General features: G+C 63.6%; 3 protein-coding genes. All 3 read right to left on the reverse strand.

From position 1 onward, the window contains the following. A partial coding sequence (gene gcvP, locus ACR0ES_RS20015; protein WP_480871584.1) for an aminomethyl-transferring glycine dehydrogenase occupies positions 1 to 2,854 on the reverse strand: 2,854 nt, incomplete at its 3' end. Positions 2,855 to 2,967: 113 nt separating this feature from the next. Beyond that, complete coding sequence (gcvH, locus tag ACR0ES_RS20020; protein ID WP_209505056.1) at positions 2,968 to 3,333, reverse strand: glycine cleavage system protein GcvH; 366 nt, start codon at positions 3,331 to 3,333, stop codon at positions 2,968 to 2,970. 18 nt (positions 3,334 to 3,351) lie between these two features. Next, positions 3,352 to 4,446 (reverse strand): glycine cleavage system aminomethyltransferase GcvT, encoded by a 1,095-nt coding sequence (gene gcvT / locus ACR0ES_RS20025; protein WP_480560853.1) that lies wholly within the window; start codon positions 4,444 to 4,446, stop codon positions 3,352 to 3,354.

The following is a 4,446-nucleotide window of genomic DNA, read 5'->3' on the forward strand; positions in this document are numbered from 1 at the left end:
ACTCTGCGGCGTCTTCGTATGCGTCCATGGGTGGGCATGTGCAGACGAGGTTTCGGTCGCCGTATGCGTTGTCGACGCGGTTGACGGGGGACCAGTATTTGTCGACGCCCATGGATCCCGGAGGGAAGCAGGCCTGTTCGCGGGTGTAGGGGCGGTCCCAGTCGCCGACCAGATCACGCACCGTGTGGGGGGCGTTTTTCAGCGGGTTGTTTTCCGCGTCGATCTTGCCGTCGATGATGTCCTGCGCTTCCGCGCGGATCGAGAGCATGGCGTCGCAGAAGCGGTCGAGCTCGTCCTTGGGTTCGGATTCGGTGGGCTCGACCATCAGGGTTCCGGCCACCGGCCAGCTCATCGTGGGGGCGTGGAAGCCTGAATCGACCAGGCGCTTGGCCACATCGTCGACGGTGACATGCGCCGCCTCGTCCAGCGGCCTTGTGTCGAGGATGCATTCATGTGCCACCCGGCCCGTTTCCGACGTGTAGAGGATCGGATAGGCGTCCTTGAGGCGCGCCGCGATGTAGTTGGCGTTCAGGATCGCCACTTTGGTGGCCTGCGTCAGCCCCGCACCGCCCATCAGCAGCACATAGGCCCATGAGACGGGAAGGATCGAGGGCGAGCCGAAGGGTGCCGCCGAGACCGGACCCACGGCGGTGCCGTATTCCGGGTGGCCCGGCAGATGCTCGGCCAGATGCGCCTTGACGCCGATCGGACCCATGCCGGGGCCGCCACCGCCATGCGGGATGCAGAAGGTCTTGTGCAGGTTCAGGTGGCTGACATCGCCGCCAATGTCACCCGGACGTGCCAGCCCGACCATGGCGTTCATGTTGGCGCCGTCGATATAGACCTGACCGCCGTGATCATGGGTGATCTGGCAGACCTCCTGCACGGTGGTCTCGAACACGCCATGGGTCGAGGGATAGGTGATCATGCAGGCGGCCAGATGGTCCGAATGCTTTTCCGCCTTTTCGCGGAAATCATTCAGATCGATATTGCCCTTGTCATCCGATTTCACCGGCACAACCTGCCAGCCCACCATCTGCGCCGAGGCCGGGTTGGTGCCATGGGCCGAGGTCGGGATCAGGCAGACATTGCGCTGCCCTTCGCCGCGGGCGAAGTGATAGTTGCGGATGGTCAGAAGGCCCGCATATTCGCCCTGCGCGCCCGAGTTGGGCTGCTGGGAGATCGCGTCATACCCGGTGATCTGGCACAGCTTGTCGTTCAGATCCGCAATCATCTGATGGTAGCCCTGCGCCTGATCTTCGGGCACGAAAGGATGCAGGTTGCCGAACTCGGGCCAGGTGACCGGGATCATCTCGACCGTGGCGTTCAGCTTCATGGTGCAGGACCCCAGCGGGATCATCGCCCGGTCCAGCGCCAGGTCGCGGTCGGCCAGACGGCGCATATAGCGGGTGATCTCGGCCTCGGCCCGGTTCTTGTGGAAGATCGGGTGGGTCAGGTACGCGCTTTCGCGCAGCGCGTAATCCGGCAGGCGGTATTGCTTGTTCGAGCTGTCATCCTTGCGGTCGATGCCGAAGGCACCCCAGACCGCCTCGATGGTCTCGGGGCGGGTCTGTTCGTCCAGGCTGATGCCCACGCGGGTCTCGCCGACCTTGCGCAGGTTGACGCCACGGGCCACGGCGGCCTCCATAACGACATTCTGCAGATGACCGACCTCGACCGTGATCGTGTCGAAGAACACCTCGGGTTCGACCGCAAATCCCGCCTCTTCCAGACCGGCGGCCAGGCGCGAGGTCTTGCGGTGCACCGATTGCGCGATCGCCTTGATGCCGTCGGGTCCGTGATAGACCGCATACATCGAGGCAATGACAGCCAGCAGCGCCTGCGCGGTGCAGACGTTCGAGTTCGCCTTTTCGCGGCGGATGTGCTGCTCGCGGGTTTGCAGCGACAGGCGGTAGGCCTTGTTGCCGCGGCTGTCGATGCTGACCCCGATGATCCGGCCCGGCATCGAGCGCTTCAGCTTGTCGGTGGTCGCCATATACGCGGCGTGCGGGCCGCCATAGCCCATCGGCACGCCAAAGCGCTGGGTCGAGCCGATGGCGATATCCGCGCCCATCTCGCCGGGGGATTTCAGCAGCGCCAGTGACAGGATATCGGCGGCGACAACGGCGATGGCGTTATGTTCATGCAGCGCCGCGATCTCGTTCGTGAAGTCGCGCACATGGCCATGGGTGCCCGGATACTGGAAGATCGCGCCAAAGACGGCACCTGCATCCAGCTGATCGGGATCGCCCACCTGCACGTCGATGCCCAAGGGTTCGGCGCGGGTTTTGATGACCGCGATGGTCTGCGGATGACAGTTGCGATCCACGAAGAAGGCCGCGTTATTGGCCTTGGACCGGCCGCCGCGCTTGGCCATTGCCATGGCTTCTGCCGCAGCCGTGGCTTCGTCGAGCAGCGAGGCGTTGGCCACATCGAGCCCGGTCAGGTCGCTGACCATGGTCTGGAAGTTCAGCAGCGCCTCAAGCCGGCCCTGGCTGATCTCGGGCTGATAAGGTGTGTAGGCGGTGTACCAGGCCGGGTTTTCCAGGATGTTGCGCAGGATCGGCGCCGGAGTGGTGGTGCCGTAATATCCCTGACCGATCAGCGAGGTCAGAACCTTGTTCTTGCCCGCCACCTGCTTCATGTGAAAGAGCGCATCGCGTTCCGTCATCGCCGGGCCCCAGTCCAGCGGTTCCTTCTGCCGGATCGCGGGCGGGACGGTGGCGTCGATCAGCTGGTCCAGCGTCTTGAAGCCGATCACCTGCAGCATGTCGCGCATTTCGGTGGGCGACGGGCCGATGTGGCGGCGATTGGCGAAGTCATAGGCTTCGTAATCGGTCAGTTTGAAGGCCATTGCAGCGCTCCTCAAGGATAGGTCAGACCCGGCGGAGACGGCAGGAGCCTCCGGCGGGAGTATTTGGAAAAGATGAAGCAGGGAGCCCCGGTCTCTGGGGCTCCGGGCCGGATTTAGCCGATGAAGGCCTTGTAGCCGGCTTCGTCCATCAGGTCTTCCAGCTGCGCGGCATCGGCGATCTTGATCTTGTAGATCCAGGCCTCGCCCTCGGGGTCGTCGTTCAGCGCGCCGGGGTTGTCAGCCAGCGCCTCGTTCACTTCCGTAATCTCGCCATCAACCGGCGCGTAAAGCTCGGAGGCGGCCTTGACGGATTCGATCACGCCGATCTCGCCATCCTTCTCGAACTCGTCGCCCACTTCCTGCTGCTCGACAAAGACCACCTCACCCAGCTGCTCGGCCGCGTGTTTGGTGATGCCCAGCGTGGCCGTGTCGCCGTCGACCGCCAGCCATTCATGTTCTTCGGAATAATAGGTTGCCATGGTGTCTCTCTCCTGACTTCAACGCTTGTAATTCTGTTTGACGAAGGGCAGCGCCACAATCTGCGCCGGTTGCGCCTTGCCCCGGATGATCAGGTTGACCTTCTCGCCCGGCTCGCCATGGCCCGCGGACACATAGCCCATCGCAACCGGGCCGCCGACCGTGGGGCCAAAGCTGCCCGAGGTGATCTGACCGATGGTATTGCCCTCAAGGCATTGCACTTCCACGCCCTGACGCGCGGGGGCGCGGCCGTCGGGCTTGATGCCCACCAGCTTGCGCGCAGGCCCCTCGGCCAGTTCGCGCTGCACACGTTCCGCACCCGGAAAGCCGCCTTCTTCCTTGCGGCGCTTCTGCATCGCCCAGCCAAGGCTGGCCTCGACCGGCGAGGTGCTCTGATCGATGTCATTGCCATAAAGGCACAGACCGGCTTCAAGCCGCAGGCTGTCGCGCGCGCCCAGACCCGCCGGTTCGCAATCCTCATGCGCAAGGAACGCCCGGGTGATCTCGATCGCCTTGTCCTCGGGGATCGAGATCTCGTACCCGTCCTCGCCCGTGTAGCCCAGCCGCGAGATGCGGCATTCGACACCCAGGATGTCGGCAATCGTGGTTTCCATGAACTTAAGATCGCGCGCCGCGGGGCAGAGCGCGCCCACCACATCCTCGGCCTTGGGGCCTTGCACCGCAACCAGCGCGCGGTCGAAGATCTCGGTCACCTCAACCCCGTCCAGATTGGCGCGCATATGCGGAATGTCCTGATGGCGCAGCGCCGCGTTCACCACCACAAAGTAATGATCCCCCGCGTTCGACACGATCAGGTCATCCATGATCCCGCCTTCGGCATTGGTGAAGAACCCGTACCGCGCCTTGCCTTCCTTCAGCGTCGCATAAGCCTGCGGACACAGTGCTTCCAGCTTCTCGCCCACATTCTCGCCCCGCAATATCACCTGACCCATATGCGACACATCAAACAACGCCGCCTTCTCGCGGCACTGCTTATGCTCGCCCATGATCCCCAGCGGATACTGAACCGGCATCTCCCACCCGGCAAAATCAACCATCTTGCCGCCCAACTCAACGTGAAGCCCAAAAAGCGGCGTGCGTCTAATCTCGGTCAT

Source organism: Ruegeria sp. N7 (assembly GCF_056531345.1).

Coding starts and splice junctions, on each gene's coding strand:
- gcvH (WP_209505056.1), bottom strand. CDS start 3,333: ATGGCAACCTATTATTCCGAAGAACATGAATGGCTGGCGGTCGACGGC.
- gcvT (WP_480560853.1), bottom strand. CDS start 4,446: ATGACCGAGATTAGACGCACGCCGCTTTTTGGGCTTCACGTTGAGTTG.